Below are 24,133 nucleotides of genomic sequence, written 5' to 3' on the forward strand. Positions count from 1 at the left end.
CCGCACCGTAGGCGCTACAGCACCCCCCACCCACCCGCACAGGCCGCCGCAGGCACCCGCACCCGCCCCCGCACCACCCACAACGAGAGGCTGACCGACCGTGCAAGACGACCTCCTCGCACAGGCCCAGGCATGGCTCACCGAGGACCCCGACCCGGAAACCCGCGCCGAACTGGCCCGCCTGATCGACACCAAGGACGTCACCGAACTCACCGCCCGCTTCAGCGGCACGCTCCAGTTCGGCACCGCAGGCCTCCGCGGTGAACTGGGCGCCGGCCCCATGCGCATGAACCGCTCGGTCGTCATCCGCGCCGCCGCCGGCCTCGCCGCGTACCTCAAGAAGCAGGGCCACGAAGACTGCCTCGTCGTCATCGGCTACGACGCCCGCCACAAGTCGGCAGACTTCGCCCGCGACACCGCCTCCGTCATGACCGGCGCCGGCCTCCGCGCAGCGCTCCTCCCCCGCCCCCTCCCCACTCCCGTCCTGGCCTTCGCCATAAGGCACCTCGGCGCGATCGCCGGCGTAGAGGTCACCGCCAGCCACAACCCACCCCGCGACAACGGCTACAAGGTCTACCTCGGCGACGGCTCCCAGATCGTCCCGCCCGCCGACACGGACATCGCCGCCGAGATCGCCGCGATCCCGTCCCTCACCACCGTCTTCCGCCCCACCGAGGGCTGGGAAACCCTCGACGACACCGTCCTGCAGGCCTACCTGGCCCGCACGGACGCCGTCCTGTCCAAGGGTTCCCCCCGCACCGCCCGCACCGTCTACACGGCGATGCACGGCGTCGGCAAGGAAACCCTCCTCGCCGCCTTCGCCCGCGCGGGCTTCCCGCCCCCCACCCTCGTCACCGAGCAGGCCGACCCCGACCCGGACTTCCCCACCGTCGCCTTCCCCAACCCGGAAGAGCCCGGCGCGATGGACCTCGCCTTCGCCAAGGCCCGCGAGACGAACCCGGACCTGATCATCGCCAACGACCCGGACGCCGACCGCTGCGCCGTGGCCGTCAAGGACAACGACGAATGGCGCATGCTGCGCGGCGACGAGGTAGGGGCCCTGCTCGCCGCCCACCTGGTCAACCGCGGAGCACAGGGCACGTTCGCCGAGTCGATCGTCTCCTCCTCCCTCCTCGGCCGCATCGCCGCGAAGGCGGGCCTGGCCCACGAGGAGACCCTCACCGGCTTCAAGTGGATCGCCCGCGTCGAGGGCCTCCGCTACGGCTACGAGGAGGCCCTCGGCTACTGCGTCGACCCGGACGGCGTACGCGACAAGGACGGCATCACGGCGGCCCTCCTGATCACGGAACTCGCCTCCGTACTCAAAGCGGACAACCGCACCCTCCCCGACCTGCTCGACGACCTGGCCGTCGAACACGGCCTGCACGCAACCGACCAGCTCTCGGTCCGCGTCCAGGACCTCTCGGTCATCGCCGACGCCATGCGAAGGCTCCGCGAGCAGCCCCCCACCCACCTCGCGGGCCTGCCGATCACGAACGCCGAGGACCTCACCCAGGGCACGGACAAGCTCCCGCCCACGGACGGCCTGCGTTACACCCTCGAAGGCGCCCGCGTCATCGTCCGCCCCAGCGGCACGGAACCGAAGCTGAAGTGCTACCTGGAGGTGGTGGTCCCGGTGGCAACGCACGCCGACCTCCCGACGGCCCGCGCCAAGGCCACGACCCTGCTGACGGCGATCAAGCGGGACCTGTCGGAAGCGGCAGGCATCTGACGAACCGGGGTGCCTCCCCCGGCCGGAGGCACCCCATCGGGTGGTTGACCCGCCGCACACCACACCCGCTCCCCACCGCACCCCACCCCCGGGTGAACGGTGGACCGGTACCGCACCACAGCCGAGTACCTGGTTGGAGCACCCTCCTTGGCCTCGACGCGAACCCCCACGGCCTGCCTCCCGCCCACCCGCACGCCGGTCACCACCACCCTGCGCACCGCCCTCCGCCACGCCACCCCAGCCCTCCTCGCCTACACCGGCGTCCGCACCACCGGCCTCCTCGCCCTCACCCTCTGGTCACACATCCGGGACCAGGACGTCTGGCAGGCCCTCGCGGCGGAGTGGGACACCGAGTGGTACCTCGGCATCGCGGCCCACGGCTACACCACAGAACTCGGCACCCGCCAGGACGCCAACAACCTCGCGTTCTTCCCCCTCTACCCCCTCCTCCTCAGAGCCCTCACCCCGGTCTCCCCCCTCTCCCCCGCCTCCACCGGCCTGACCCTGGCGATCGCCGCCTCCCTGCTCGCCGCCTGGGGCATCTTCGCGATCGGCGACCACCTGCACGGCCGCCGGGCCGGCATCCTGCTCACCACCCTGTGGGCGGCACTGCCGGTGGGCCTCGTCCAGTGGATGGGCTACACGGAGTCCCTGTTCACGGCCTGCGCGGCCTGGTCGCTGTACGCCGTCCTCACCGGCCGCTGGCTCACCGCCGCCACCCTCGCCGCCCTCGCGGGCCTCACCCGCCCGACCGGCATCGCGGTGGCCGCGGCGGTCACGGTCACCGCCCTGACGTCGTTCCGTCACCCCAGAGCCCTCCTGGCCGCCCTGCTCGCACCCCTCGGCTGGCTCGGGTACGTCGGCTGGGTGGGCCTGCGCCTGGACCGCTGGGACGGCTACTTCGCCGTACAGCGGCTGTGGCGCAACGAGTGGGACGGCGGCGTACGGACCGTCGAACAACTACGGCACCTGCTGTTCGAGGACTCGACGCCGGAACTGTTCCTGCTCATGGTGACCGGCACACTCCTCGCCTCGATCGCGCTGTTCGCCCTGTCACTCGCGGACCGCCAGCCGCTCCCCCTTCTCGTCTTCACCGGCGTAATGCTGGCGATCGTCCTGGGCAGCGGCGGCGTCTACTTCCCCCGGGCCCGCTTCCTGCTCCCCGCCTTCCCCCTCCTGCTCCCCCTCGCCCTGCACCTGTCCAGAGCCTCCCGCCGACTGCGCACGCTCGCCCTCACAGGGGCGGTGCTCGGATCGGCGTACTGCGGCGCATACATGATCCTGGTGTGGCCGAGCGCGCCCTGATTCAGATGGCGAGCGCGTCAGACCCGCGGGAGGTAACTCGGTTCACTTCATGTGTGTCCGGGCGGACCACCAAGGTCCACCTCGCCATCGACGGCCGTGGCCTGCCGCTGTCGATCGTGCTCACGCCCGGCCATACCAACGACGCCTCCGCCTTCGCCCACTGCAGTGGCTGGCCGCGAACTGGAGTGGGACGCCAGCCAAAGAGGACTGAAGCCGACCACACTCGGCGAGGCCCTCATCGTCCGTCGAGCCAGGACGCGCGCCGCGTCCGACTCGCTCGGTGACCCGGTCTCCATCTCGGCGCGAGCGAGCACCGAACCTGTGGCCGATCACCGAGCCGACCACTGCACCGGACGACGCCGGGCCCTTGGTGCGTGCCTACGTGCTGTCGCCCTGGGTGCGCGCTCGCCTGCTGGTCGCGCCCACTGGGGAGGCGCAGTAGTGACGACGCCGTACGAGCCACGTCTCGGCGAGACCGTCGAGGACGCCGGCGCCAGGAAGATCGGCAAGGTGATGGGCTTCCAGGGCCCGTACGTGCAACTGCGCCCGGCCGCGGGCGGCATGGAGTGGGACGCCGAACCGCAGAACCTGAGGCCGGTCACCACCACCGACAGCCTCAGGGCCGCCGTCGCTGCCGCCAACGCCCGTTCCAGGGGTGAACTGCCATGACCCTGAACACCCCGCTCCCGATCGACATCGAGACCATGCGCACCACCGCACACCGCCTGCTCACCTCATGCTCGCCACCCCCGAGGTCGAGACCGCCACCCTGGCCGTCCCGGAGGACACGGAAGCCCGCACGGCAGCTCTCGCCTGCATCAGTGAGGCGCGGCGCCATATGGGCGTCGAGCCCGGCCGCAGCCAGCCCGCCGACATCGCCCACGCCCAGCGGCCGGCCCGCTCGATCGACGCCCTGTGCCGCCAGTACGAGGCCCTGAACTGCGGGCAGGTGACGGGCGACCACTGGAGCCCTGCCCAACTGGCCTTCCGCCGCTGGGCCATTCACGGGACGAAGTGCTGGATCTGCAGATCCGACGACAGCCACTGCGACCGCAGCCGACGACTGGGCGACCACTGGAACCAACTCCGCCGCAACCCGCCGACCACTACGGAGACGCCCGCACCCGCAGCAGCAGCAGTCAGGCGGTACGGCGGAGTTGGGTGACGAGGATACGGATCACGTCGTCGTCTCCGGCACCGAAAGGCCGCGCCCACCCAAAGGTGAGGCGCGGCCCTCCAAGTCGGCTGCGGTCAGTACGACGACCCCGACGCCCCCAACGCCCCCGTCGGATGCCACACCGTCTTCGTCTCCAGGAACGCCGTCATGCGGTCGGTCCCCGGCGTCTCGGTGTAATCCACAGGCTGTGGACGCAGCACCCGCTTGAGATTGTCCGCCGCGGCGATCTCCAGCTCCTTCGCCAGTACGTCGTCCGCGCCCGCCAGATCGATCGCGTTGACGTCCTGGTGCGCGGCCAGCGGCGAGGCGATCTCCGCAGTACGGCCGGAGAGGACGTTCACGACGCCGCCGGGGAGGTCCGAGGTGGCCAGGACCTCGCCCAGAGACAGCGCGGGCAGAGGCGCCTTCTCGGAGGCGATCACCACCGCCGTGTTGCCGGTCGCGATCACCGGCGCGATCACCGAGACCAGGCCCAGGAAGGAAGAGTCCTGCGGGGCGACCACGGCCACCACACCCGTCGGCTCGGGCGTCGAGAGGTTGAAGTACGGGCCCGCCACCGGGTTGCCGCCGCCCACCACCTGGGCGATCTTGTCGGTCCAGCCCGCGTACCACACCCAGCGGTCGATCGTCGCGTCGACCACCGCCCCAGCCTTGGACTTGGACAGGCCCTCCGCGTCCGCGACCTCGCGCACGAACTGGTCCCGGCGCCCCTCCAGCATCTCCGCGATGCGGTAGAGGATCTGCCCGCGGTTGTACGCCGTCGCCCCCGACCACGCCCCGAACGCCTTGCGCGCGGCGACGACCGCATCCCGGGCGTCCTTACGACTCGCCTGCGGCGCGTTCGCCAGCCAGTTGCCCTTGGAGTCCGTCACCTCGTACACCCGGCCGCTCTCGGAACGCGGGAACTTCCCGCCGACGTACAGCTTGTAGGTCTTGAAGACCGTCAGACGGTTGTTCTCGGACTTCTCAGACATCGAGGTACGCCTCCAGGCCGTGGCGGCCGCCCTCGCGGCCGAAGCCCGACTCCTTGTAGCCGCCGAACGGCGAGGTCGGATCGAACTTGTTGAACGTGTTGGACCAGACGACACCCGCGCGCAGCTTGTTCGCGACCGCCAGGATCCGGGAGCCCTTCTCCGTCCAGACGCCCGCCGAGAGGCCGTACGGAGTGTTGTTGGCCTTGGCGACGGCCTCGTCCGGCGTACGGAACGTCAGCACCGACAGGACCGGGCCGAAGATCTCGTCGCGGGCGACCGTGTGCGCCTGCGTGACGTTCGTGAAGAGCGTCGGGGCGAACCAGTAGCCGGACGACGGCAGTTCGCAGGCCGGCGACCAGCGCTCGGCGCCCTCCGCCTCGCCCTGGTCGGCGAGCGCGGTGATCCGGGCGAGCTGCTCGGCGGAGTTGATCGCGCCGATGTCCGTGTTCTTGTCGAGCGGGTCGCCGAGGCGGAGGGTGGACAGGCGCCGCTTCAAGGACTCCAGCAGCTCGTCCTGGATCGACTCCTGTACGAGGAGACGGCTGCCCGCGCAGCACACCTGGCCCTGGTTGAAGAAGATGCCGTTGACGATGCCCTCGACGGCCTGGTCGATCGGGGCGTCGTCGAAGACGATGTTGGCGCCCTTGCCGCCCAGTTCCAGGGTGAGCTTCTTCCTCGTACCCGCGACCGTGCGCGCGATCTCCTTGCCGACCGCCGTGGAGCCGGTGAACGCGACCTTGTTGACGTCGGGGTGGGCGACCAGGGCGGCGCCGGTCCGGCCGTCGCCGGTCACGATGTTGACGACACCCTTCGGCAGGCCCGCCTGGCGGCAGATGTCCGCGAAGAAGAGGGCGGAGAGCGGGGTCGTCTCGGCGGGCTTGAGGACGACCGTGTTGCCGGTCGCGAGCGCCGGGGCGATCTTCCAGGCCAGCATCAGCAGCGGGAAGTTCCAGGGAATGACCTGGCCCGCCACGCCGAGCGGCCGGGGGTTCGGGCCGAAGCCGGCGTGCTCCAGCTTGTCGGCCCAGCCCGCGTAGTAGAAGAAGTGCGCCGCTACGAGGGGCAGGTCGGCGTCCCTCGTCTCCTTGATCGGCTTGCCGTTGTCCAGGGTCTCCAGGACGGCGAGTTCGCGGCTGCGCTCCTGGATGATCCGGGCGATACGGAACAGGTACTTGGCGCGCTCGGAGCCGGGCAGCGCCGACCACTTCCCGAAGGCCTTCCGGGCGGCCTTCACCGCGCGGTCGACGTCCTCCTCGGTGGCCTGGGTGTACTCGGCGAGCACTTCCTCGGTGGCCGGACTGATCGTCTTGTTGCGGTCCTCGCCCGAGCCCTCGACGAACTCACCGTCGATGAAGAGGCCGTACGACGGGGCGATGTCGACGATCGCGCGGGATTCGGGCGCGGGTGCGTACTCGAATACAGGTGCCATGGTGATCAGTCCACCGTCACGTAGTCGGGGCCGGAGTAGCGGCCGGTGGCCAGCTTCTGACGCTGCATCAGCAGATCGTTCAGCAGCGAGGAGGCGCCGAAGCGGAACCAGTGGTTGTCCAGCCAGTCCTCGCCCGCGGTCTCGTTGACCAGGACGAGAAACTTGATCGCGTCCTTGCTGGTGCGGATGCCGCCGGCCGGCTTCACACCGACCTGGACACCCGTCTGGGCGCGGAAGTCGCGCACGGCCTCCAGCATGAGCAGGGTGTTCGCGGGCGTCGCGTTCACCGCCACCTTGCCGGTCGACGTCTTGATGAAGTCGGCGCCCGCCAGCATGCCGAGCCAGCTGGCGCGGCGGATGTTGTCGTACGTCGACAGCTCGCCGGTCTCGAAGATGACCTTCAGACGGGCCGACGTCCCGCAGGCCTCCTTCACGGCCACGATCTCGTCGTACACCTTCATGTACTGCCCCGCGAGGAAGGCCCCGCGGTCGATGACCATGTCGATCTCGTCGGCGCCGGCGGCCACGGCCTCGCGCACGTCCGCCAGCTTCACGGAGAGCGGGGCGCGGCCGGCCGGGAACGCGGTGGCGACCGAGGCGACCTTGACGGTGGAGCCGGCGACGGCCTGCTTGGCGGTGGCCACCATGTCGGGGTAGACGCAGACGGCCGCGGTCGCCGGGGTCGTACGATCCGTCGGGTCCGGGTGGACCGCCTTGGCGCCGAGCGCCCGGACCTTGCCCGGGGTGTCCGCGCCTTCCAGCGTCGTCAGGTCGACCATCGAGATGGCGAGGTCGATGGCGTACGCCTTCGCGGTGGTCTTGATGGAACGGGTGCCGAGGGAGGCGGCGCGCGCCTCCAGGCCGACCGCGTCGACGCCGGGCAGCCCGTGCAGGAAGCGGCGCAGCGTACTGTCGGAGGCCGCTGCGTCCGTGAGGGTGTGTGCAGTGGTGGGCATGGTCACCAGACGAGCATATCTACGCGCGTAGCGGCTGTACAGCCCCCGATGCTCATCCTGTGGGGGCGGTGCGCGCATGAGCGTGGGGGCGGTGCGCGCATGAGCGGCGCGCGGCTGCGGGCGGGGCGGCGCGCGGCTGCAGGCGGGGCGGCGGGCCGCTGCGGGCGGGGCGGCGCGCGGCTGCAGGCGGGGCGGCAGGCGGCTGCGGGCGGGGCGGCGGGCGGCTGCGGGTGGAGGTGCCGCGATGGGCGCTGTCAGTGGCGTCGGGCAGAATCGAAGGCATGACGACCCCGGACCAGCAGTCACCAGCGCCGCAGCCTCCGCGCCCCACCACCCGGGACCGGATCTACCGGTCGCCCATGGGTCTCGTCGGCGGCGTCCTGCTGCTCGGCCTCACCGGATGGCTCGGTGTGGACGCGATCATCGTGGGCGAAGGCCGCACCCCGTGGCTGGCGCTCGCCACGCTGCTGCTGGTGGTGCCGCTGGTCGTCGCCTTCACCGTGCGGCCCGCCGTGTACGCCGGTGAGGACAGGCTGCGCGTCCGAAACCCCTTCCGCGTGATCGTGCTGCCCTGGGGCGAGGTCGCCTCCCTGCGCTCCGGGTACACCAACGAGGTCATCACCAAGGCCGGCGCCAAGTACCAGCTGTGGGCGATACCCGTCTCCATCCGCGCCCGAAGCCGGGCCGCCCGCAAGGAGGCACGGCGCGCGGCCCAGGCCGCCGGGGACGGGAAGGCCCGCCGCCGTGGTCTCGGCGGACTGACGGACGTCGATGTCCACGACGGCCCTGCCCGCGCCGAGAGCGACCAGATCATGCACGACCTGCGCCAGACGCTGGAGGCCCGCGAGAAGGACCGGACGGCACAGGGCGAGGTGACCGTCCGCTGGGCGTACGAGCTCGCGGGGCCGGCGGTGGCTGGGGCGGTACTGCTGGCGATATTGCTGGCGGTGGGGTAGCGGGGACCGCCGGGCGGGGTTCGGGCGTTGTGGCTGCCGGCGGGTGGATCTCCCGGCGCTCGCCCGGGCCTCGGCGGGCCTGGCCGAGTGCGTGACCGGGTTCCGGCTGCACGGCACGGGCGGAGATCCGCGTATCGCCCGACGGCAGGCCGACCGACCATCACCCCGCCGTGCCCCGCCGCCACCACGATGCCGGCGCCCTCGACGAGGAGGAGATCGGCACCGTCTGGTTGGAACGCCTCGGCACGCCCGACTCGCTCGACGAAGTGGTGCTGGACCGGCTCGCCATCGCCGTGGGGGCGGTCGTCGAGCGGTACGGCCCGGCCCGCACCGCCATGGCCGGCCCCGCCCTGACTTTTCGTTCGGCACCACGGTTGTCTGCGCGGCCCTGCACGACGTCCTGGGCGGTCGCCAGTGGGGCGGACGCCGGGTCGATGTTCTGGTTGTGCCGGAACACGTTCTCCGGGTCGTAGATCCGTTTGATCCGCACCAGCTCTCGGTACGTCGCCTCACCGTAGGCCGCGAGGACGCGGGCTTGGCCCTCGTTCCCCAGGAAGTTCACATACACGCCGGCCTGGTGGGGTGCGACCGCGTGGAAGAAGTCGCGCACCCATGCCGTCTCCCGGTCGGCCACCGGTTCCTCGGGCAGCCACGCGCCGTTGATGTTGATCGCGTGGCCGGCGTCGCGGTGCGGGTAGGCAGTGGCGTCCTCGGGCACCCGGGCGATCGCTCCCCCGAGCTGGAAGACGAGCGTGTACGAGCGGGGCGAGGCGACCCGGGCGGTGTGCTCGACCAGCACGTCGATCAGGTCGTCGGGCAACGCCGCCACCTCGCTGGACTTCCAGTAGTAGTGCCAGCCGTGCGGCACCGTCGGGTCCTGCAGCGCCTGGTGTTCCGGGTAGGGCCGCAGCCTGGTCAGGTCGGCCAGCGGACGCCGGTAGGAGCGCAGCGGTGCCAGCACGGCGGTTCCCGCCTCCGGCGGGCCGCACCAGCAGGACGTGATCGCGCACACCAGCCGGCCGTGCAGCGCCTCGGGCAGGGCGGGCAGGGGCGGGGCCTTGCGGAGGCTGACGATCGTGGTCAGCTCGTCGGGTGCCTCGGAGATCCAGTCCCGGTAGTGGCGCAGCAGGCCGGGGGCGTCGTCCAGGGGCCACAGCACCGGCCCGCCGAGCACCTCGGTGACCGGGTGCAGCCGGTACCGGAACCGGGTCACCACGCCGAAGTTGCCGCCACCGCCGCGCAGGGCCCACAGCAGTTCGGGGCGGTCATCGGTGGTGAGCCGCTCTCCGTCGGCGGTCACCAGTCCGGCGTGGAGCAGGTTGTCCGCGGTCAGCCCGTGGGCGCGCATCAGCCAGCCGATCCCGCCGCCCAGCGTCAGGCCGGCGATGCCGGTGTGGGTGACGATCCCGCCCGTGGTCGCCAGGCCGAACCGGTGCGCCGCCTGGTCCAGCTCGCCCCACAGCACGCCGCCCGCCGCGGTCGCCGTCCGGGTGCGCGGATCGACCTGGACGGTGCGCATCCGGCTCAGGTCGGCGACGAGCCCGCCGTCGCACACTGCCGCACCGCCGACGCCGTGTCCGCCGCCGCGTGCCGACAGCGGCAGGCCGCGCTCGCGGGCGTAGCGGACCACCGCCTGGACGTCGGCCGCGCCGCCGCACCGTGCGATCGCCGTCGGCCGCCGGTCGATCGCGCCGTTCCACAGCGCCCGCGCGTTGTCGTACTCCGTGTCGCAGGGAGTGATGAGCTGCCCCGCGAAGCCCGGGATCTCCCGCATCACTGTCTCCTCCGCCCAGTCCGTCCTGGCCCCCCACAGATCCACCCTCGCCGCCCGCCGAGCCCTGCGGAAGTCCAGGATCTGGACCAGCTCGGCGGGGTGAGCGCACACTGGAGTGCGTGCGCGGCTATGGCCAGTACTGCCCGATCGCTCGCGCGTCCGAGGTGTTCGCCGAGCGCTGGACACCGCTGATCGTGCGGAACCTGGCGCTGGGCTGCGAGACGTTCAGCGACATCCTGCGCGGCGCGCCGGGCCTGTCCCGCACGCTGCTCGCCGCCCGGCTGCGTGAGCTTCAGCGGCACGGCCTGCTGAGCCGCGAGCAGGGACCGGGACACTCCGTCCGCTACCGCCTGACCGAGGCCGGCACGGACCTGTGGCAGGTGTGCCTGGCGCTGGGCGCGTGGGGCGTCCGCTGGCTGGAGCTGGCACCCGAGCACCTCGACCCGTACCCGGTGCTGTGGGCGATGTGCCGCTCCGCCGACCCCGCCGCGCTCCCCGACCACCGCGTAGTGGTGCGCCTGGACTTCCCGGCGCTCAGGCCCCCGAACCGGTTCTGGCTGCTGTACGAGCACGGCGGCGCCGAGGTATGCGTGCACAGCCCGGGCGGGGAGGAGGACCTGGTCGTGGTCGCCGATCCGGCAGCGTTCACCCGATGGCACATGGGCTGGAATACCTGGGCCCAGGCGGTGCGGTCCGGCCACATCGCGGTGACCGGTCCCCGCGACCTGGCCCGCGCCTTCCCCACCTGGAACCCGCACAGCCGCTTCGCCGATGTACGACCAGAGCCCCATGTGCTCGCAGCCGCGCCGGCCACCCGGCCAGTCCGCCGACCGGCCGGCACCGCGGAGCCGGCACCGGCCCCAAGCCGCTGATCGTCAGCAGATGCACTGATGTCCGTTTCATCTTGGTGTGGCGTGGGTGAGACCAGGTGGTCGTGTGTCCCGCGGCGCGGACTCTCAGTCCGGGCCGCTCCAGTCGAAGGGGAAGTACTTGCTCGACTTCCCCGAGCGTTCCCAGGAGAAGCCGTAGGCGTCGGCGCGGTCGGTGGTGGCCCGTCCCCAGGTCGCGACCTGGCCGGGCCCGACCTCAGCGCCGGGTGCGTTGTGCACCTGTACGCGTGCGCCCTCCGGAGTGGTCGGCCCGGTCAGCGCCTCGGCACTTGCCGATACCCGCCCGGGGATCTCCGCGCGCCAGGCGCCCAGGCCCTCGTCGATCTCGACTCGGATGGGAGCGAACTCCATGCCTCGCATCTCGGGGCCGAATATCTCACCGAACTCTGCCGGCCATCCGCCCGCCTCACCGCCGAAGATGCTCTGAAGGGCGGAGCGCTGCTGGTCGTCGGCGCGCTCGTCGAAGAAGACCGCGGCGTACGCGTCGGTGTGCTCGCGGGCCCAGACGTTGCCGACGAAGGAGCCGAGCATCAGCACGTTGAGATCGTCCAGCCGCACGTCGCCGAAGTTGCCTTCCCGGATGTGCCAGGCCAGCACGCCCTCGCAGTCGCCGTAGGTGGGGGGCTGGGCGAACGTGCAGGGGCACGGAATGGCGCACTTGCACACGTCGAACCAGTCGCCGGCCAGGTGCCAGCGCGTACCGGTAGTGGCCTGTTCTGTCATCTCGCTTCCCTCCTGACGAGCCCGGACGAGCTCACTGGGAACGGCGAGACCGCGTGTCCCGAGCCCGCTCTCGGGTTCGCGAGGCGGCCTCCATTCCAGCGTGCGCCTCACCGGCCCAGGAGGCGAACGGCTACATCGCGGGCTCGGACATCTGCAGGCCGGGCAGCAGCCATTCCTGGAAGGGTACGAGTGCGGCCAGGACCAGGAAGGCGATGCCGACCGCCCAGGTGAGCCACAGGCCCCACCGCCACAGCTTCTCCAGGAAGACGACCGCCGCCAACGCGGCCATGGCCGCCACGTTCATCACGCCGAGCGGGACGAGGACGATCATCAGGCCCCAGCAGCAGCCCACGCAGTAGAGCCCGTGATGCGCCCCCACACGCAGATCGCGGGCCCACGACCGGAAGCGCGCGTACCGGACGAGGTGCGACAGCGGATTGCGGCAATGCAGCAGACATACGCGCTTCAGCGGCCCGAACTGGTACAGCCCCGCGAGCAGGAATGCGGCGGCGCCCAGCCAGCGACCCGCATCGGGATGGCCGTCCACCAGCCTCGCGGTCGCTGCCAATGCCGCGTACGCGACCAGACCGAATGCCGTCCAGGCGAGCAGATAGCCCCCGGCGAACTGGGCAATCCGAGCAGCGCGGGCGACGCCGACCGACTGCCTACCGATCGCCCGGGCCCAGGTGATCGCCACCGGCGCCATGGACGGGAACATCATCGCCACCATCATGGTCACCCACAGCAGCAGGAAGAGCGGCAGCGCCAGACCCATCGTTCCCGGCTCCATGGCCATGTCGCGAGACTGGGCGACAGTGAGTACCCATGCCGGCCCGGCGAGCAGGACCATGAGGATCCACGCGGCAGCGAGATCACGCCGCGGCAGGAGGTTGCCCGGCTGTGCCGGCGCGGGGGCGGCAATGCGGCGGTGCAGCATGGAACTCCTCCCAGGGGCCGTCCCGCCGCCCCGCTGCGACCACCCGGCGCTTCACCGCGGGGCTCCCGGCCGGCCGCACCGACCGCTGTCGGCCGCGGGACGACGCGTCGGCCCGACTCCTCCAGCAGATCACAAAATCCCTCTGGGTGCGGTTTCAGTCCGGCTCCGGGCCCGTCGGTGGCCACGGTCCGCAGCGGCCGGTGTCCCTGGTCGTTGAGCTGGGTGACACGCCCCTGTGGTTGCGACCGGTGCTCCGTGGTTTCTAGGTGCGTACCGCGCTCAGCAGCGTCGCCGTCGATGCCATGCGGGTCGGGGGCTCCCAGGTCCAGGTGTGGACTGTGCCGAAGCCGGCTGCTTGGACCGTGGCCGCGAGGGTGCGGAGGTCGGTGGGGAGCCACTTCTCGTGGGCGGAGAGGAGGAGGCGGCCGCCGGGGCGCAGGACGCGGTGGAGTTCGGCGAGTGCGGCGGGGAGATCGGGCCAGAGTTGGAGGTTGTTGACAGAGATCACGACGTCGACGGAGGCGTCCGGTCGGCCGGTGCGGGCCGCGGTGCCGGGGCTGAGGCGGAGGCGGCCGCGTGTGATCAGCGGGGCGCAGCGGCGGCGGGCCATGGCGCGCATGACCTCGGAGGGATCGATGCCGATGACGTGGGCCGAGCGTTCGGCGGCGGCTGCGAGGCCGACGCCGGGGCCTGATCGACGCATGCACGGACGGAGTGGAACGGTCACCACTTGCCCAGTCTATCGATTTTCGATAGGTTTCTATCGTACGTCGATGGAAGGAGAGGCAATGGGGCAGCTGACGACGCTTGCTTTGCGGATCGTGTTGGTGGTGTTGCTGGCGGGGTCCGTGTTTGTGCAGGCCGTGATGGTGCCGTTGGTGGGGGCCGATCTGGAGGAGGGCGGCTCGGAACTGGCGTATCCGCGGGCCGCGTATCTCGTCGTGCTGATCCTGGGTGTGGTCACCGTGCAGGTCGTACTCGCCTGTGTGTGGCGGCTGGTGACCATGGTTCAGCGGGGCACCGTGTTCTCGCACGCCGCCTTTCGATACGTCGATGTCGTGATCTGGGCGATCGGTGCGGCCGCCGTTCTCCTGAGCGCCTTCGGGTACATGCTCGCGCCGGGTGAGGCCGTTGCGCCGGGCATCGTACTGCTCATCGGCGGGGTCGTCGTGGCCGTGCTGGGCGTTGCGCTCATCGTGCTGGTGTTGCGGATGCTGCTGGCGCAGGCCGTTGCGCGGGACGTCGAGGCGGCGCGGATGGAAGCCGAGTTGAAGGGGGTGATCTGATGCCGATCGCCGTCGACATCGACGTGATGCTGGCCAAGCGGAAGATGTCCGTGGGCGAGCTCGCGGAACGCGTCGGGATCACGCCCGCCAACCTGGCCGTCCTCAAGAACGGCCGCGCGAAGGCCGTCCGGTTCTCGACGCTCGCCGCGCTGTGTGAGGTGCTGGAGTGTCAGCCGGGGGATCTGTTGCGGTGGGAGGCCGAGGAGGGGGCCGCGGCGACGCAGGCGACAGCCGCGACTTCGGCTGGGGCCCCACCGCAGGCTGGAGAGTAATGCGAGTCCCTTCAAACGGGGGCCGCTACAAACGGGGGCCGCACCCGGACAAGGGCCGTGCCGTGTCTCCCGCCAGCACCACCCCCGGATTGAGCACCCCCGCCGGATCCAGCGCCGCCTTCACCGACCGCATCACCGCGATCTCCGCCTCCGACCGGCTCAGGTGCAGATAGCGTGCCTTGGCCCGCCCCACCCCGTGCTCGGCGCTGATGCTCCCGCCCACGGCCGCCACCCGCTCCAGCACCGCGGCGGTGACCGCCTCCTCGTCCTCCGCCGCCACCTGAAGCAGGTTGACGTGCAGGTTGCCCTCCGCGAGATGCCCGAAGAGATACGGCCGCCCCCGCCCCGCCAGCACGCCGGGCAGGTCGGCGACAAAGCCGGGCAGCTCCGCCAAGGGCACGGTCACGTCCAGCTTCAGCGGAACGCCCGCCGCGTTGATCGACTCGGTGTGCCGCTCCCGATAGGCGGCCAGCCGCCGCCGGTCGGCATCCGCCAGTGCCACCGCCGTCTCCCCCGGCCCCGCCGCGTCGAGTACGCCGGCCAGTTCCTCGGCTGGATCACGCCGCCCCGCGCATTCCACCAGCAGATACACCGGGTACGCCGTACGGAAGGGAACGGGCAGCCCGCTCGCCGCCAGCACCAGCGCCAGCCCCTCGGCCATGAAGAACTCGGCCAGCTCCAGCGACTCCAGCACCCGCAGCCGCGCCACCACATCGAGCGCCCTCTGCAGCGAGTCGAGCCCCACCAGCGCGGTCACCCGCTCCGGCAGCCGCGGCACCAGCCGCAACCGGGCCCGCGTCACCACGGCCAGCGTCCCCTCACTGCCGATCAGCAGGTTGGTCAGGTCGTACCCGGTGTTGTCCTTGGGCAGCCCGCCCAGCCGGTCCAGCACGGTCCCGTCGGCCAGCACGGCCTCCAGCCCGACCACGTTGGCCCGGGTGGTGCCGTACCGCACGACCCGCTCGCCGCCGGCGTTGGTCGCGATCATCCCGCCCAGCGTCGCGGAGTCCCGGGCGGCCAGGTCGACGCCGAACTCCAGCCCGTGCGCGGCGACGCGGCGGTGCAGGTCGGACAGCACCACACCGGCGCCCACGGTCACCTGCCCCACCGCCGTGTCGACCGCGCCGATGCCGTCCAGCCGCCGTAGCGACAGCACGACCTCACCGCCGTCCGGCGTGGGCACCGACCCGCCGACCAGCCCCGTGTTGCCGCCCTGCGTCACGACCGGCACACCGGCCGCATGGCAGCAGCGCAGCACCTGAGCCACCTGCGCGGTGTCGGCGGGCCGCACCACCAGCCGGGCCCGGCCGCGGTAACGGCCGGTGAAGTCGGTCTCGTACGAGGCGCACAGCGCGGGGTCGCCCAGCACATGGTCCGGGCCGACCACGGCGGACAGCTGCTGGGCGAGACGATCGGTATCCACGGTGGCACGGTACGCCCGGCCGCCCACCGATCCCGTCGCCTCGTGACGCACGCTCCCGGGCCCGGGCGGCAGCAGGGATAATGGCCCGATGCCCGCGGGCGAGAGTTACGCCCGGACCGCCCCGAGACCGCAGGTGAGAAGGACAACACATTGGGTTCCCATCCGCCCATACCCACCCGGGTCGTGCTGCTGTGCGGCCCGTCCGGCTCCGGCAAGTCCCTCCTCTCCGCCCGCTCCGGCCTGCCGGTCCTGCGGCTCGACGACTTCTACAAGGAGGGCACCGACCCGACGCTGCCGCTCGTCACCGGCAGCTCCGACATCGACTGGGACCACCCGGACTCGTGGGACGCGGCCGCGGCCGTCGCCGCGATCGAGGAACTGTGCCGCACGGGCCGTACGGACATCCCCGTCTACGACATCGCGCTCAGCGCCCGCACCGGCGCCGAGATCCTCGACATCGGGCGGACCCCGCTGTTCATCGCGGAGGGCATCTTCGCCGCCGAGATCGTCACCCGCTGCCGTGAGCTGGGTGTGCTGGCCGACGCGCTGTGCCTGAGCCGCGGCCCGGTGCGCACCTTCCGCCGCCGCTTCGTGCGCGATCTGAAGGAGGGCCGCAAGTCGGTGCCGTTCCTGCTGCGCCGCGGCTGGCGCCTGATGCGCGCCGAGCGCTCCATCGTCGCCCGCCAGACCGCGCTCGGCGCGTACGCCTGCGACCGCGACGAGGCGATGGGCCGCCTGGCCGCAGCGGCGGCGGGGCGCTGCACGACGGCGCGTACGGCGGCGTAGCACCGCAAGGGCACACACACGAAGGCGGGACTGGACGGACCCCCCGGCCCTCCAGCCCCGCTCCCCCGTATTCCCCCGTGTTCCCCTTCCCCCGTATTCCCCGTGATCCCCCTCCGTGCTTCCCCCGTGATCCCCCCCGGCCCCGTACTCCCCCGTACTCCCCCGGGGCCCGGCCTTCAGGCGACAAGCTCCCCGAAGGCGTGCTGCTCGTCACGGCCGAAGCTGAGGACCTCGTCCTCGCGCAGCCGGCGGAGCGACCGCCAGATGCTGGACTTCACCGTGCCGACACTGATGTCGAGGATCTCCGCGATCTCCGGATCCGTGCGGCCCTCGTAGTAGCGGAGGACCAGCATCGTGCGCTGGAGTTCGGGGAGGCGGGCGAGCGCCTGCCACAGGACCGCGCGCAGTTCGGTGCCGCGCATCGCGTCCGTGTCGCCGGGCGTCTCCGGCAGTTCCTCGGTCGGGTACTCGTTGAGCTTGCGGCGCCGCCAGGCGCTGATGTGCAGGTTGGTCATGGTGCGGCGGAGGTATCCGCCGACCGCCGCCTTGTCACTGATCCGGTCCCACGCCCGGTACGTCGAGAACAGCGCGCTCTGCAGCAGGTCCTCGGCCTCGAAGCGGTCGCCGGTGAGGTGGTAGGCGGTTGCGTACAGGGAGGCGCGGCGTTCCTGGACGTAGGCGGTGAACTCCGCCTCGGTCAGCGAGCGCCTCTCCCCCGACTCCTCCCTGTACGCGGCTCCCCCGTGCGTCTCCCCCGTGAGACCGTCAACCACCGTCATGTACGCGGTGTGCTGACGCCCGGTGCCGCGAGCGCACCCCCGCCCGCTCACGGCACCGGACTTCTCGGAACCCCGGCCCCCGTTCACGTCGTGCAGACGCGTGACCACTGCGCTGGTGCTGGTGCCGTGCAGCGTGTTCATCTCGCGCCCCCCGTCGTGGACTTGCCGGTGTCGGCCTTGCTCGGTCTTGCTTCCTTGCCTGTGCCGAAAAGCTTGCCGAGCCCACTTCATGGCCGTGTCCGCCGACTGTCACAGACCTGTCACAGGGGTGGGTCGTATGTCGTGCGCAGCGCACCCACAGCGCGGTCACAGAGGAGAGCGATACGGCTACGCAGTCGCCCGAGTGTCGAAACGCCGACCCACCATGGGCCAGAATGAGCCCGTGCCTTCCCTGTTGCTGATCGAGGACGACGACGCCATCCGCACGGCCCTGGAGCTCTCACTGACGCGCCAGGGACACCGGGTGGCGACCGCTGCCAGCGGTGAGGACGGTCTAAAGCTGTTGCGTGAGCAGCGACCGGATCTGATCGTGCTGGATGTGATGCTGCCCGGCATCGACGGGTTCGAGGTGTGCCGGCGCATCCGGCGCACCGACCAGCTGCCGATCATCCTGCTGACCGCCCGCAGCGACGACATCGACGTCGTGGTCGGGCTGGAGTCCGGGGCCGACGACTATGTCGTCAAGCCGGTGCAGGGCCGGGTGCTGGACGCGCGGATCCGGGCCGTGCTGCGGCGCGGCGAGCGGGAGGCGAACGACGCGGCGACTTTCGGCAGTGTGGTCATCGACCGCGCGGCGATGACCGTGACGAAGAACGGCGAGGACCTGCAGCTCACCCCGACCGAGCTGCGGCTGCTGCTCGAACTGAGCCGGCGGCCGGGTCAGGCGCTGTCCCGGCAGCAGTTGCTGCGGCTGGTGTGGGAGCACGACTACCTCGGTGACTCGCGGCTCGTGGACGCCTGCGTCCAGCGGCTGCGCGCGAAGGTCGAGGACGTGCCATCGTCCCCGACGCTGATCCGCACCGTGCGGGGTGTCGGCTACCGGCTGGACCCGCCTCAGTGACAGATCAGCAAGGGGGTTTCCGCGGCTTGGCCGCGGCACGCAAGGGAGCTCTGTCGACGCTGCGTTTCACCAGTCTGCGGCTGCGGCTTGTCGTCGTGTTCGGGCTGGTGGCGCTGACGGCCGCGGTGTCCGCGTCCGGGATCGCCTACTGGCTCAACCGCGAGGCCGTGCTCACCCGCACCCAGGACGCGGTGCTGCGCGACTTCGAGCAGGAGATGAAGAACCGCGCCGGCGCCCTGCCCGTCCACCCCACCCAGGACGAACTCCAGCGCACCGCGGGCCAGATGGCCAGCAGCAGCCAGCGCTTCAGCGTGCTCCTGGTCGCCGAGGACGCGAGCGGCAAGGCGGTGTACGGCAGTTCCGGCGGCCTCAACGACGGCTTCGCGCTGGCGGACGTACCGCAGTCGCTGCGCACGGCCGTGAACAAGCGGCAGCCGCTGACGTCGAACAACAAGTCGCCGTACCACCTGTACTGGCAGCGGATCGTCGACGACGGCACCCCGTATCTGGTGGCGGGCACCCGGGTGATCGGGGGCGGGCCGACCGGTTACATGGTGAAGTCGCTGGAGCCGGAGGCCAAGGACCTCAACTCGCTGGCCTGGTCGCTGGGCATCGCCACCGGTCTCGCACTGATCGGCTCCGCGCTGCTCGCGCAGGCCGCCGCCACGACCGTGCTGAAGCCCGTGCACCGGCTCGGGGTCGCCGCGCGGCGGCTCGGGGAGGGTGAGCTGGACACCCGGCTGAGGGTGTCGGGGACGGATGAACTGGCCGATCTGTCCCGGACGTTCAACAGGGCGGCCGAGGCGCTGGAGAAGCGGGTCGCGGACATGGCCGCGCGGGACGAGGCGTCCCGGCGGTTCGTGGCCGACATGAGCCATGAGCTGCGCACGCCGCTCACCGCGATCACCGCCGTGACCGAGGTGCTGGAGGAGGAGCTGGACTCCGAGGGCGGCGGCCTCGACCCGATGATCGAGCCCGCGGTACGGCTGGTGGTGAGCGAGACCCGGCGGCTGAACGACCTGGTCGAGAACCTGATGGAGGTCACCCGCTTCGACGCGGGCACCGCCCGGCTGGTCCTGGACGACGTCGACGTCGCCGACCAGATCACCGCCTGCATCGACGCCCGCGCCTGGCTGGACGCGGTCGAGCTGGACGCCGAGCGCGGCATCCACGCCCGCCTCGACCCGCGCCGCCTGGACGTGATACTCGCCAACCTGATCGGCAACGCGCTCAAGCACGGCGGTTCGCCGGTGCGGGTGGCCGTGCGCGAGGAGGACAGCGAGGTCGTCATCCAGGTCCGCGACCACGGGCCCGGCATCCCCGAGGACGTCCTGCCGCATGTCTTCGACCGCTTCTACAAGGCCAGCGCCTCCCGCCCGCGCTCCGAGGGCAGCGGCCTCGGCCTGTCCATCGCCCTGGAGAACGCCCACATCCACGGCGGCGACATCACCGCCGCCAACTCCCCCGAGGGCGGCGCGGTGTTCACGCTGCGGCTACCGCGGGACGCGTCGGACATGGTGCGGGCGGCGGAGGAGAAGCGCTCGGAGAAGAAGGGGGACTCGTGAGGCAGGCTCGTCTGCTGGTGGTGCCGGTGTTCGCAGCGCTGCTCGCCGGCTGCGGCATCCGGGCCACCGAGGTGCCGACGGACTTCGGGCCGGCGCCGTCGCGGGCGCACTGCTCGCTCGCCGCGCCGGACATCAGCACGCAGTCCACGCCCGGGTTGCCCGTACAGGTGTTCCTGCTGTGCGGTTCGTCGCTGGTCACCGTCGACCGGGCGGTGCGGGTGCCGCAGGGCACGGAGGACTCCGAGCGGCGGGTGCTGGTCGCGCAGGGCCTGCTGAACGAGCTCGCCAAGACGCCGTCGGCGGCCGAGAAGCAGGCCGGGTACTCCTCGGACGTACGCGGCGGTATGACGGTGAGCGGGCCGCGGCCGCGGGATCCGGAGGACACGCTGCGGTTGTCGACCGCCCCGGAGGACCTCACGTCGTCCGCGCTCGCCCAGATCGTCTGTACGTTCTCCGACTCGGCGGCGGCCGAGGGCGACGGCTCGGTGATCCTCGGCGGCCCCGGTGCCGCGCCGCCCCGCAGCTACGAGTGCACGGACGACGTCCGCGCCCGCCCGGGCGAGGCGGATCCGCCGTCGACGGAGGTCACGGACGGCTGACGGCAGGTGTGGCGCAGGCCTCACCCGGGTAGGGGGTGCCGACCCGGAACCGATCCTGCCGAAGACCGCGTCTTGGGAGGCGTGCAGCGTCAAGGCTCCAGGGGCGGCAGCGCCGCGATCCGCGTGCGGGTGACGGGGGGTGTCCTCCTCGCCGCGCACCTCGCGTTCGTCGCCTGGTACACGCTGCGTCCGCTGGACGTGCCCTGGGTGATGCCCGCCAATCTGCATCCGCTCGCCGGTATCCGCGCCGATCTCGCGCTGGGCTGGCCGCAGGCGGCACGCAGTATCGGCGCCGGAGTCGGGCTGCTGGCGCCGCTGGGTGTGCTGCTGCCGATGGTGGGCGGCAGACTGCGGGTCTCGCCGCTCGGCTCCCTGATCCGCACGGTCGCCGCCGGGGCGCTGATCTCGCTCGGCATAGAGCTGTTGCAGACCGGCGTGCCCGGCCAGGTCGTGGACGTCGACTCGCTGCTGCTCAACACCACGGGCGTGACCCTCACCCATGTCGCCGTCGTCCCGGCGGGCCGTTACTGGCTGCGCCGCAGGGCGGAGGCCCGGCGCCGGGCGCTGCCTCCCAGGGAGGACGCCTCTCAGGGTCGTACCCCGACGATTCCCAGGGTCGGGATCGCCCCATGGAGCGACGCTTTGCCCCCTTCGTCGCCGTAGCGTGGATGTCAGAACGAGGCAGCCAGAAGGGAGGCCTCGGACGCTCACGAAGGAGCCACGATGAGCCGCCTTGCCCGCCCCACCAGTGGTCGGATGATCGGCGGAGTGTGCGCAGCGCTGGCACGGCGCTTCGGCACCTCCGCGACGACGATGCGTGTGATTTTCCTGCTCTCCTGCTTGCTGCCCGGTCCGCAGTTCCTGCTCTACATCGCGCTGTGGATCCTGCTCCCGTCGGAGGACAAGGCCGCCCGCACGGCCTGGTGACGCCCCCTGATACCCCCGGATCTGCCCTCCCTCAGGGGCACACGCCGATGGGGCGCACCCCGGACAAGGGTGCGCCCCATCGGCACGTGGTCTGGCTCAGGCCAGCTGGACGCCGGTCACCGGGGTGCCGTGCGCGGGCAGGGTCTGCATCGGCAGGCCGCCGAGCAGGGTGGCGGCCGGACCGGTCGAGCCGTGGGTGAGCAGCGCCTCGGCGGAGCCCGGCAGGGCCTGGTTGAGGTGCTCGGTCGGCAGCGTCCGGGCGACGGTGTCCAGGGTCTGACCGGCGTCGGGAAGTGCGGCCGGAGCGGCGTTGGCGGCACCCGCACCGGCGGCGGCGAAGGCGGCACCGAGGGCGGCGACACCGAGGGTCTTGGCAGCAGACTGCTTCATGGTGAATTGCGTCCTTGACTGACGTGAAATGGGGAGTGGTCCCAGACCGTAAACACGCGAGGGCAGCCCCCGCAAACATCGAAATGCGGACGGACCGTGAAGGCCCGCCCGCATTCCCCGATCCCCGATCAGCCCTCGGAAGTCGCAGATCCCCTGGTGGACGCGGTCTGCTGGAACAGCCATTCGGACTTCAGCTCGGCATAACCGGGCTTGATCACGTCATTGATCATGGCCAGCCGTTCATCGAATGGAATGAATGCTGACTTCATAGCATTGACCGAGAACCACTGCATGTCGTCGAGCGTGTAACCGAATGCCTCGACAAGGTGCTCGAATTCCCGGCTCATGCTGGTGTGCGACATCAGCCGGTTGTCGGTGTTCACCGTCGTCCGGAAGTGCAGCCGCCGCAGCAGCCCGATCGGGTGCTCGGCGTACGAGGAGGCGGCCCCGGTCTGGAGGTTGGAGCTGGGGCACATCTCCAGCGGGATGCGCTTGTCCCGGACGTAGGAGGCGAGCCGGCCGAGCTTCACACTGCCGTCCTCGGCGACCTCGATGTCGTCGATGATCCGCACGCCGTGCCCGAGCCGGTCGGCGCCGCACCACTGCAGGGCCTGCCAGATCGACGGCAGTCCGAAGGCCTCGCCGGCGTGGATGGTGAAGTGGTTGTTCTCGCGCTTGAGGTACTCGAAGGCGTCGAGGTGCCGGGTGGGCGGGTAGCCGGCCTCGGCGCCCGCGATGTCGAAGCCGACGACACCGAGGTCCCGGTAGCGGTTGGCGAGTTCGGCGATCTCCAGGGCGCGGGCCGCGTGCCGCATCGCGGTGAGCAGGGCGCCCACGCGGATGCGGTGGCCGTTGGCGCGGGCGATCCGCTCCCCTTCCCGGAAGCCCTCGTTGACGGCCTCGACGACCTCTTCGAGGGTCAGGCCCCCTTCGAGGTGCTGCTCGGGGGCGTAGCGCACCTCGGCGTAGACGACACCGTCCTCGGCGAGGTCCTCGGCGCACTCGGCGGCGACCCGGACGAGCGCGTCGCGGGTCTGCATGACGCCGACGGTGTGCGAGAAGGTCTCCAGATACCGCTCCAGGGAACCGGAGTCTGCGGCCTCGCGGAACCAGAGACCGAGCTTGTCGGGGTCCGAGTCCGGGAGCTGGGAGTAGCCGGTCTCGCGGGCGAGGTCGACGACGGTGCCGGGACGCAGCCCGCCGTCGAGGTGGTCGTGCAGCAGAACCTTGGGCGCCCGGCGGATCTGGTCCGAGCTCGGGGCGTGCCCCATCCGGTCAGTCTGGCTCGTCATTTTCGCACTCTAACTCCTACGCGCGTAGATCGCCGGGTTGACGTTTCCGTCGATACGTAACGGTGACCGTGCGGACGGGTGGCGTACACCGGCGCTTCTGACACTGTTCTGTCATGGCACAGCAAGCGACGCCGGTTCGCACGGCCCGGCTGGGGCGGGCATTCGGTCCGGAACCGACGGCGGTGAGCGGAGTGGTGCTGCTGCTCCCCGGCGGTGAGACGGACTCCGCCCGCAGGCCCTCTCCCCTGCTCGCGGCCGCGTCCGTACGGGGATTGGGGCGCCGACTGGTACGCGCGGGGCGCACGGAGGGGCTGGCCGCGCATGTCGTGCACTACCGCTGTCGCGGGTGGAACGGCAGCGAGGCGCAGCTGGCCCGGGACGCCTCCTGGGCGGCGGACGAGGCGGTACGACGGTACGGCGACGTCCCTGTCTGCCTGGCCGGGATCGACATGGGCGGGCGGGCGGCGCTGCACGCGGGCGGGCACGAGGCCGTCAACTCCGTGCTGGCGATCGCTCCCTGGCTGCCGGAGGACGATATGGCGGCCTCGCCCGAACCGGTGAAACAGTTGGTGGGGCGGCGGGTGTTGATCGTGCACGGCACGAATGACGAGCGGACGGATCCCGAACTGTCGTTTCGGTATGCGGCGCGGGTGAAGAAGGTCAATCGGGATGTGTGCCGGTTCGAAGTCCACTCGGATCGGCATGGATTGCGTCAGCATCGGGATGAAGTGCTGGCGCTGGCCGCGGACTTCGTGATGGGGGTGTTGTTCGGGCGGGGGTTTTCCCGGCCTGTTCAGGATGCGTTGGCTGCTCCGCCGCCGTTGGGGTTGCGGATGCCGTTGGCCGCGGGGTTCGGGCGGTCGTTGCGGCGGTAGCGACGCACAGGTCAGGAGGATCAGGT

26 protein-coding genes are annotated in these 24,133 nt (G+C 71.3%); 15 read left to right on the forward strand and 11 right to left on the reverse strand.

Annotated features, from left to right (window positions below; genetic code table 11):
- Positions 1-100 precede the first annotated feature (100 nt).
- The 4 genes from HJD23_RS14825 (at position 101) to HJD23_RS14840 (ending at position 4,202) form a co-directional block, all read left to right on the forward strand.
- Positions 101-1,732 (forward strand): phospho-sugar mutase, encoded by a 1,632-nt coding sequence (locus HJD23_RS14825; protein WP_171107480.1) that lies wholly within the window; start codon positions 101-103, stop codon positions 1,730-1,732.
- 147 nt (positions 1,733-1,879) lie between these two features.
- A complete protein-coding gene (locus tag HJD23_RS14830; protein ID WP_332111349.1) occupies positions 1,880-3,037 on the forward strand; it encodes a hypothetical protein in 1,158 nt (385 codons plus the stop codon).
- Between the two features lie 441 nt (positions 3,038-3,478).
- Complete coding sequence (locus tag HJD23_RS14835) at positions 3,479-3,706, forward strand: hypothetical protein (RefSeq protein WP_171107476.1); 228 nt, start codon at positions 3,479-3,481, stop codon at positions 3,704-3,706.
- Complete coding sequence (locus tag HJD23_RS14840) at positions 3,693-4,202, forward strand: DUF6415 family natural product biosynthesis protein (protein WP_277347775.1); 510 nt, start codon at positions 3,693-3,695, stop codon at positions 4,200-4,202. Before HJD23_RS14835 ends, HJD23_RS14840 begins: the two co-directional genes overlap by 14 nt.
- An 86-nt stretch (positions 4,203-4,288) precedes the next feature.
- On the opposite strand, the gene HJD23_RS14845 is transcribed toward HJD23_RS14840, so the two are convergent.
- Genes HJD23_RS14845 through deoC form a run of 3 tightly spaced genes read right to left on the reverse strand, consistent with a single transcriptional unit; the run spans position 4,289 to position 7,573 of the window.
- Complete coding sequence (locus HJD23_RS14845) at positions 4,289-5,188, reverse strand: aldehyde dehydrogenase family protein (protein ID WP_171107472.1); 900 nt, start codon at positions 5,186-5,188, stop codon at positions 4,289-4,291.
- A complete protein-coding gene (locus HJD23_RS14850; protein WP_171107470.1) occupies positions 5,181-6,617 on the reverse strand; it encodes an aldehyde dehydrogenase family protein in 1,437 nt (478 codons plus the stop codon). Before HJD23_RS14850 ends, HJD23_RS14845 begins: the two co-directional genes overlap by 8 nt.
- Before the next feature lie 5 nt (positions 6,618-6,622).
- Entirely contained in the window at positions 6,623-7,573 is a 951-nt protein-coding gene (deoC, locus tag HJD23_RS14855) for a deoxyribose-phosphate aldolase (protein WP_171134143.1), read from the reverse strand.
- A gap of 281 nt (positions 7,574-7,854) precedes the next feature.
- Here deoC and HJD23_RS14860 point away from each other — a divergent pair, with 281 nt between their 5' ends.
- Positions 7,855-8,529, forward strand: a complete 675-nt coding sequence (locus HJD23_RS14860) for a PH domain-containing protein (protein ID WP_171114190.1) — start codon at positions 7,855-7,857, stop codon at positions 8,527-8,529.
- 160 nt (positions 8,530-8,689) lie between these two features.
- On the opposite strand, the gene HJD23_RS14865 is transcribed toward HJD23_RS14860, so the two are convergent.
- Positions 8,690-10,303 (reverse strand): FAD-binding oxidoreductase, encoded by a 1,614-nt coding sequence (locus HJD23_RS14865; RefSeq protein WP_240980711.1) that lies wholly within the window; start codon positions 10,301-10,303, stop codon positions 8,690-8,692.
- 119 nt (positions 10,304-10,422) lie between these two features.
- Here HJD23_RS14865 and HJD23_RS14870 point away from each other — a divergent pair, with 119 nt between their 5' ends.
- Positions 10,423-11,175, forward strand: coding sequence for a helix-turn-helix domain-containing protein (locus tag HJD23_RS14870; RefSeq protein WP_171114191.1), 753 nt, complete (start codon positions 10,423-10,425; stop codon positions 11,173-11,175).
- 84 nt (positions 11,176-11,259) lie between these two features.
- Here HJD23_RS14870 and HJD23_RS14875 read toward each other — a convergent pair whose 3' ends face one another.
- The 3 genes from HJD23_RS14875 to HJD23_RS14885 all read right to left on the reverse strand — a co-directional run bounded on the left by HJD23_RS14875 (position 11,260) and on the right by HJD23_RS14885 (position 13,556).
- A complete protein-coding gene (locus tag HJD23_RS14875) occupies positions 11,260-11,916 on the reverse strand; it encodes a DUF1326 domain-containing protein (protein ID WP_171114192.1) in 657 nt (218 codons plus the stop codon).
- Positions 11,917-12,046: 130 nt separating this feature from the next.
- Entirely contained in the window at positions 12,047-12,853 is an 807-nt protein-coding gene (locus tag HJD23_RS14880) for a DUF2182 domain-containing protein (RefSeq protein ID WP_171114193.1), read from the reverse strand.
- A gap of 262 nt (positions 12,854-13,115) precedes the next feature.
- Complete coding sequence (locus tag HJD23_RS14885) at positions 13,116-13,556, reverse strand: class I SAM-dependent methyltransferase (RefSeq protein WP_171114194.1); 441 nt, start codon at positions 13,554-13,556, stop codon at positions 13,116-13,118.
- Positions 13,557-13,641: 85 nt separating this feature from the next.
- Between HJD23_RS14885 and HJD23_RS14890 the strand changes: the two genes are divergently transcribed.
- Both HJD23_RS14890 and HJD23_RS14895 read left to right on the forward strand, forming a co-directional pair.
- Positions 13,642-14,139: a DUF2975 domain-containing protein gene (locus HJD23_RS14890; RefSeq protein WP_171114195.1), complete on the forward strand. Its 498-nt coding sequence runs from the start codon at positions 13,642-13,644 to the stop codon at positions 14,137-14,139.
- Positions 14,139-14,411, forward strand: coding sequence for a helix-turn-helix transcriptional regulator (locus HJD23_RS14895; protein WP_171114196.1), 273 nt, complete (start codon positions 14,139-14,141; stop codon positions 14,409-14,411). Before HJD23_RS14890 ends, HJD23_RS14895 begins: the two co-directional genes overlap by 1 nt.
- Positions 14,412-14,436: 25 nt before the next feature.
- Here the strand turns inward: HJD23_RS14895 and HJD23_RS14900 are convergent, their stop codons facing one another.
- Entirely contained in the window at positions 14,437-15,834 is a 1,398-nt protein-coding gene (locus tag HJD23_RS14900) for an FAD-binding oxidoreductase (protein ID WP_171114197.1), read from the reverse strand.
- 150 nt (positions 15,835-15,984) lie between these two features.
- On the opposite strand from HJD23_RS14900, the gene HJD23_RS14905 reads away from it, so the two are divergent.
- The gene (locus tag HJD23_RS14905) at positions 15,985-16,620 is read left to right on the forward strand and encodes a uridine kinase (RefSeq protein ID WP_171114198.1); all 636 of its coding nucleotides are present in this window, start codon (positions 15,985-15,987) and stop codon (positions 16,618-16,620) included.
- Between the two features lie 176 nt (positions 16,621-16,796).
- Here HJD23_RS14905 and HJD23_RS14910 read toward each other — a convergent pair whose 3' ends face one another.
- On the reverse strand, positions 16,797-17,540 hold the full coding sequence (locus tag HJD23_RS14910; protein WP_171114199.1) for a SigE family RNA polymerase sigma factor: 744 nt from the start codon (positions 17,538-17,540) through the stop codon (positions 16,797-16,799).
- A 241-nt stretch (positions 17,541-17,781) separates the two neighbouring features.
- On the opposite strand from HJD23_RS14910, the gene afsQ1 reads away from it, so the two are divergent.
- The 5 genes from afsQ1 (at position 17,782) to HJD23_RS14935 (ending at position 21,550) form a co-directional block, all read left to right on the forward strand.
- A complete protein-coding gene (gene afsQ1, locus HJD23_RS14915) occupies positions 17,782-18,459 on the forward strand; it encodes a two-component system response regulator AfsQ1 (RefSeq protein WP_171114200.1) in 678 nt (225 codons plus the stop codon).
- Positions 18,456-20,024, forward strand: coding sequence for a HAMP domain-containing sensor histidine kinase (locus HJD23_RS14920; protein WP_240980712.1), 1,569 nt, complete (start codon positions 18,456-18,458; stop codon positions 20,022-20,024). The genes afsQ1 and HJD23_RS14920 overlap by 4 nt, the downstream gene beginning before the upstream one ends.
- Positions 20,021-20,623, forward strand: a complete 603-nt coding sequence (locus HJD23_RS14925; protein WP_171114201.1) for a hypothetical protein — start codon at positions 20,021-20,023, stop codon at positions 20,621-20,623. Before HJD23_RS14920 ends, HJD23_RS14925 begins: the two co-directional genes overlap by 4 nt.
- An 81-nt stretch (positions 20,624-20,704) precedes the next feature.
- Positions 20,705-21,286, forward strand: coding sequence for a VanZ family protein (locus HJD23_RS14930; RefSeq protein WP_171114202.1), 582 nt, complete (start codon positions 20,705-20,707; stop codon positions 21,284-21,286).
- Between the two features lie 60 nt (positions 21,287-21,346).
- Positions 21,347-21,550 (forward strand): PspC domain-containing protein, encoded by a 204-nt coding sequence (locus HJD23_RS14935; RefSeq protein WP_171114203.1) that lies wholly within the window; start codon positions 21,347-21,349, stop codon positions 21,548-21,550.
- Positions 21,551-21,646: 96 nt separating this feature from the next.
- Here HJD23_RS14935 and HJD23_RS14940 read toward each other — a convergent pair whose 3' ends face one another.
- Together HJD23_RS14940 and HJD23_RS14945 are read right to left on the reverse strand one after the other, a co-directional pair.
- On the reverse strand, positions 21,647-21,940 hold the full coding sequence (locus HJD23_RS14940; protein WP_171114204.1) for an ATP-binding protein: 294 nt from the start codon (positions 21,938-21,940) through the stop codon (positions 21,647-21,649).
- A gap of 128 nt (positions 21,941-22,068) precedes the next feature.
- Positions 22,069-23,232, reverse strand: coding sequence for an adenosine deaminase (locus HJD23_RS14945; protein WP_171114205.1), 1,164 nt, complete (start codon positions 23,230-23,232; stop codon positions 22,069-22,071).
- A gap of 113 nt (positions 23,233-23,345) precedes the next feature.
- Here HJD23_RS14945 and HJD23_RS14950 point away from each other — a divergent pair, with 113 nt between their 5' ends.
- The gene (locus HJD23_RS14950) at positions 23,346-24,107 is read left to right on the forward strand and encodes an alpha/beta hydrolase (RefSeq protein WP_171114206.1); all 762 of its coding nucleotides are present in this window, start codon (positions 23,346-23,348) and stop codon (positions 24,105-24,107) included.
- Positions 24,108-24,133: the final 26 nt, after the last annotated feature.

Origin of the sequence: Streptomyces sp. Z423-1, from assembly GCF_013009255.1 — a bacterium.
Taxonomy (GTDB): domain Bacteria; phylum Actinomycetota; class Actinomycetes; order Streptomycetales; family Streptomycetaceae; genus Streptomyces; species Streptomyces gossypiisoli.

What these genes read in the sequence shown, in the direction of transcription:
- HJD23_RS14945 (WP_171114205.1), bottom strand. Translation starts at nt 23,232, where the DNA reads ATGACGAGCCAGACTGACCGGATGGGGCACGCCCCGAGCTCGGACCAG.
- HJD23_RS14860 (WP_171114190.1), top strand. Translation starts at nt 7,855, where the DNA reads ATGACGACCCCGGACCAGCAGTCACCAGCGCCGCAGCCTCCGCGCCCC.
- HJD23_RS14885 (WP_171114194.1), bottom strand. Translation starts at nt 13,556, where the DNA reads ATGCGTCGATCAGGCCCCGGCGTCGGCCTCGCAGCCGCCGCCGAACGC.
- HJD23_RS14875 (WP_171114192.1), bottom strand. Translation starts at nt 11,916, where the DNA reads ATGACAGAACAGGCCACTACCGGTACGCGCTGGCACCTGGCCGGCGAC.
- HJD23_RS14910 (WP_171114199.1), bottom strand. Translation starts at nt 17,540, where the DNA reads ATGAACACGCTGCACGGCACCAGCACCAGCGCAGTGGTCACGCGTCTG.
- HJD23_RS14865 (WP_240980711.1), bottom strand. Translation starts at nt 10,303, where the DNA reads ATGCGGGAGATCCCGGGCTTCGCGGGGCAGCTCATCACTCCCTGCGAC.
- HJD23_RS14850 (WP_171107470.1), bottom strand. Translation starts at nt 6,617, where the DNA reads ATGGCACCTGTATTCGAGTACGCACCCGCGCCCGAATCCCGCGCGATC.
- HJD23_RS14890 (WP_171114195.1), top strand. Translation starts at nt 13,642, where the DNA reads ATGGGGCAGCTGACGACGCTTGCTTTGCGGATCGTGTTGGTGGTGTTG.
- HJD23_RS14950 (WP_171114206.1), top strand. Translation starts at nt 23,346, where the DNA reads ATGGCACAGCAAGCGACGCCGGTTCGCACGGCCCGGCTGGGGCGGGCA.
- HJD23_RS14940 (WP_171114204.1), bottom strand. Translation starts at nt 21,940, where the DNA reads ATGAAGCAGTCTGCTGCCAAGACCCTCGGTGTCGCCGCCCTCGGTGCC.
- HJD23_RS14845 (WP_171107472.1), bottom strand. Translation starts at nt 5,188, where the DNA reads ATGTCTGAGAAGTCCGAGAACAACCGTCTGACGGTCTTCAAGACCTAC.
- HJD23_RS14935 (WP_171114203.1), top strand. Translation starts at nt 21,347, where the DNA reads ATGAGCCGCCTTGCCCGCCCCACCAGTGGTCGGATGATCGGCGGAGTG.
- HJD23_RS14880 (WP_171114193.1), bottom strand. Translation starts at nt 12,853, where the DNA reads ATGCTGCACCGCCGCATTGCCGCCCCCGCGCCGGCACAGCCGGGCAAC.
- deoC (WP_171134143.1), bottom strand. Translation starts at nt 7,573, where the DNA reads ATGCCCACCACTGCACACACCCTCACGGACGCAGCGGCCTCCGACAGT.
- HJD23_RS14895 (WP_171114196.1), top strand. Translation starts at nt 14,139, where the DNA reads ATGCCGATCGCCGTCGACATCGACGTGATGCTGGCCAAGCGGAAGATG.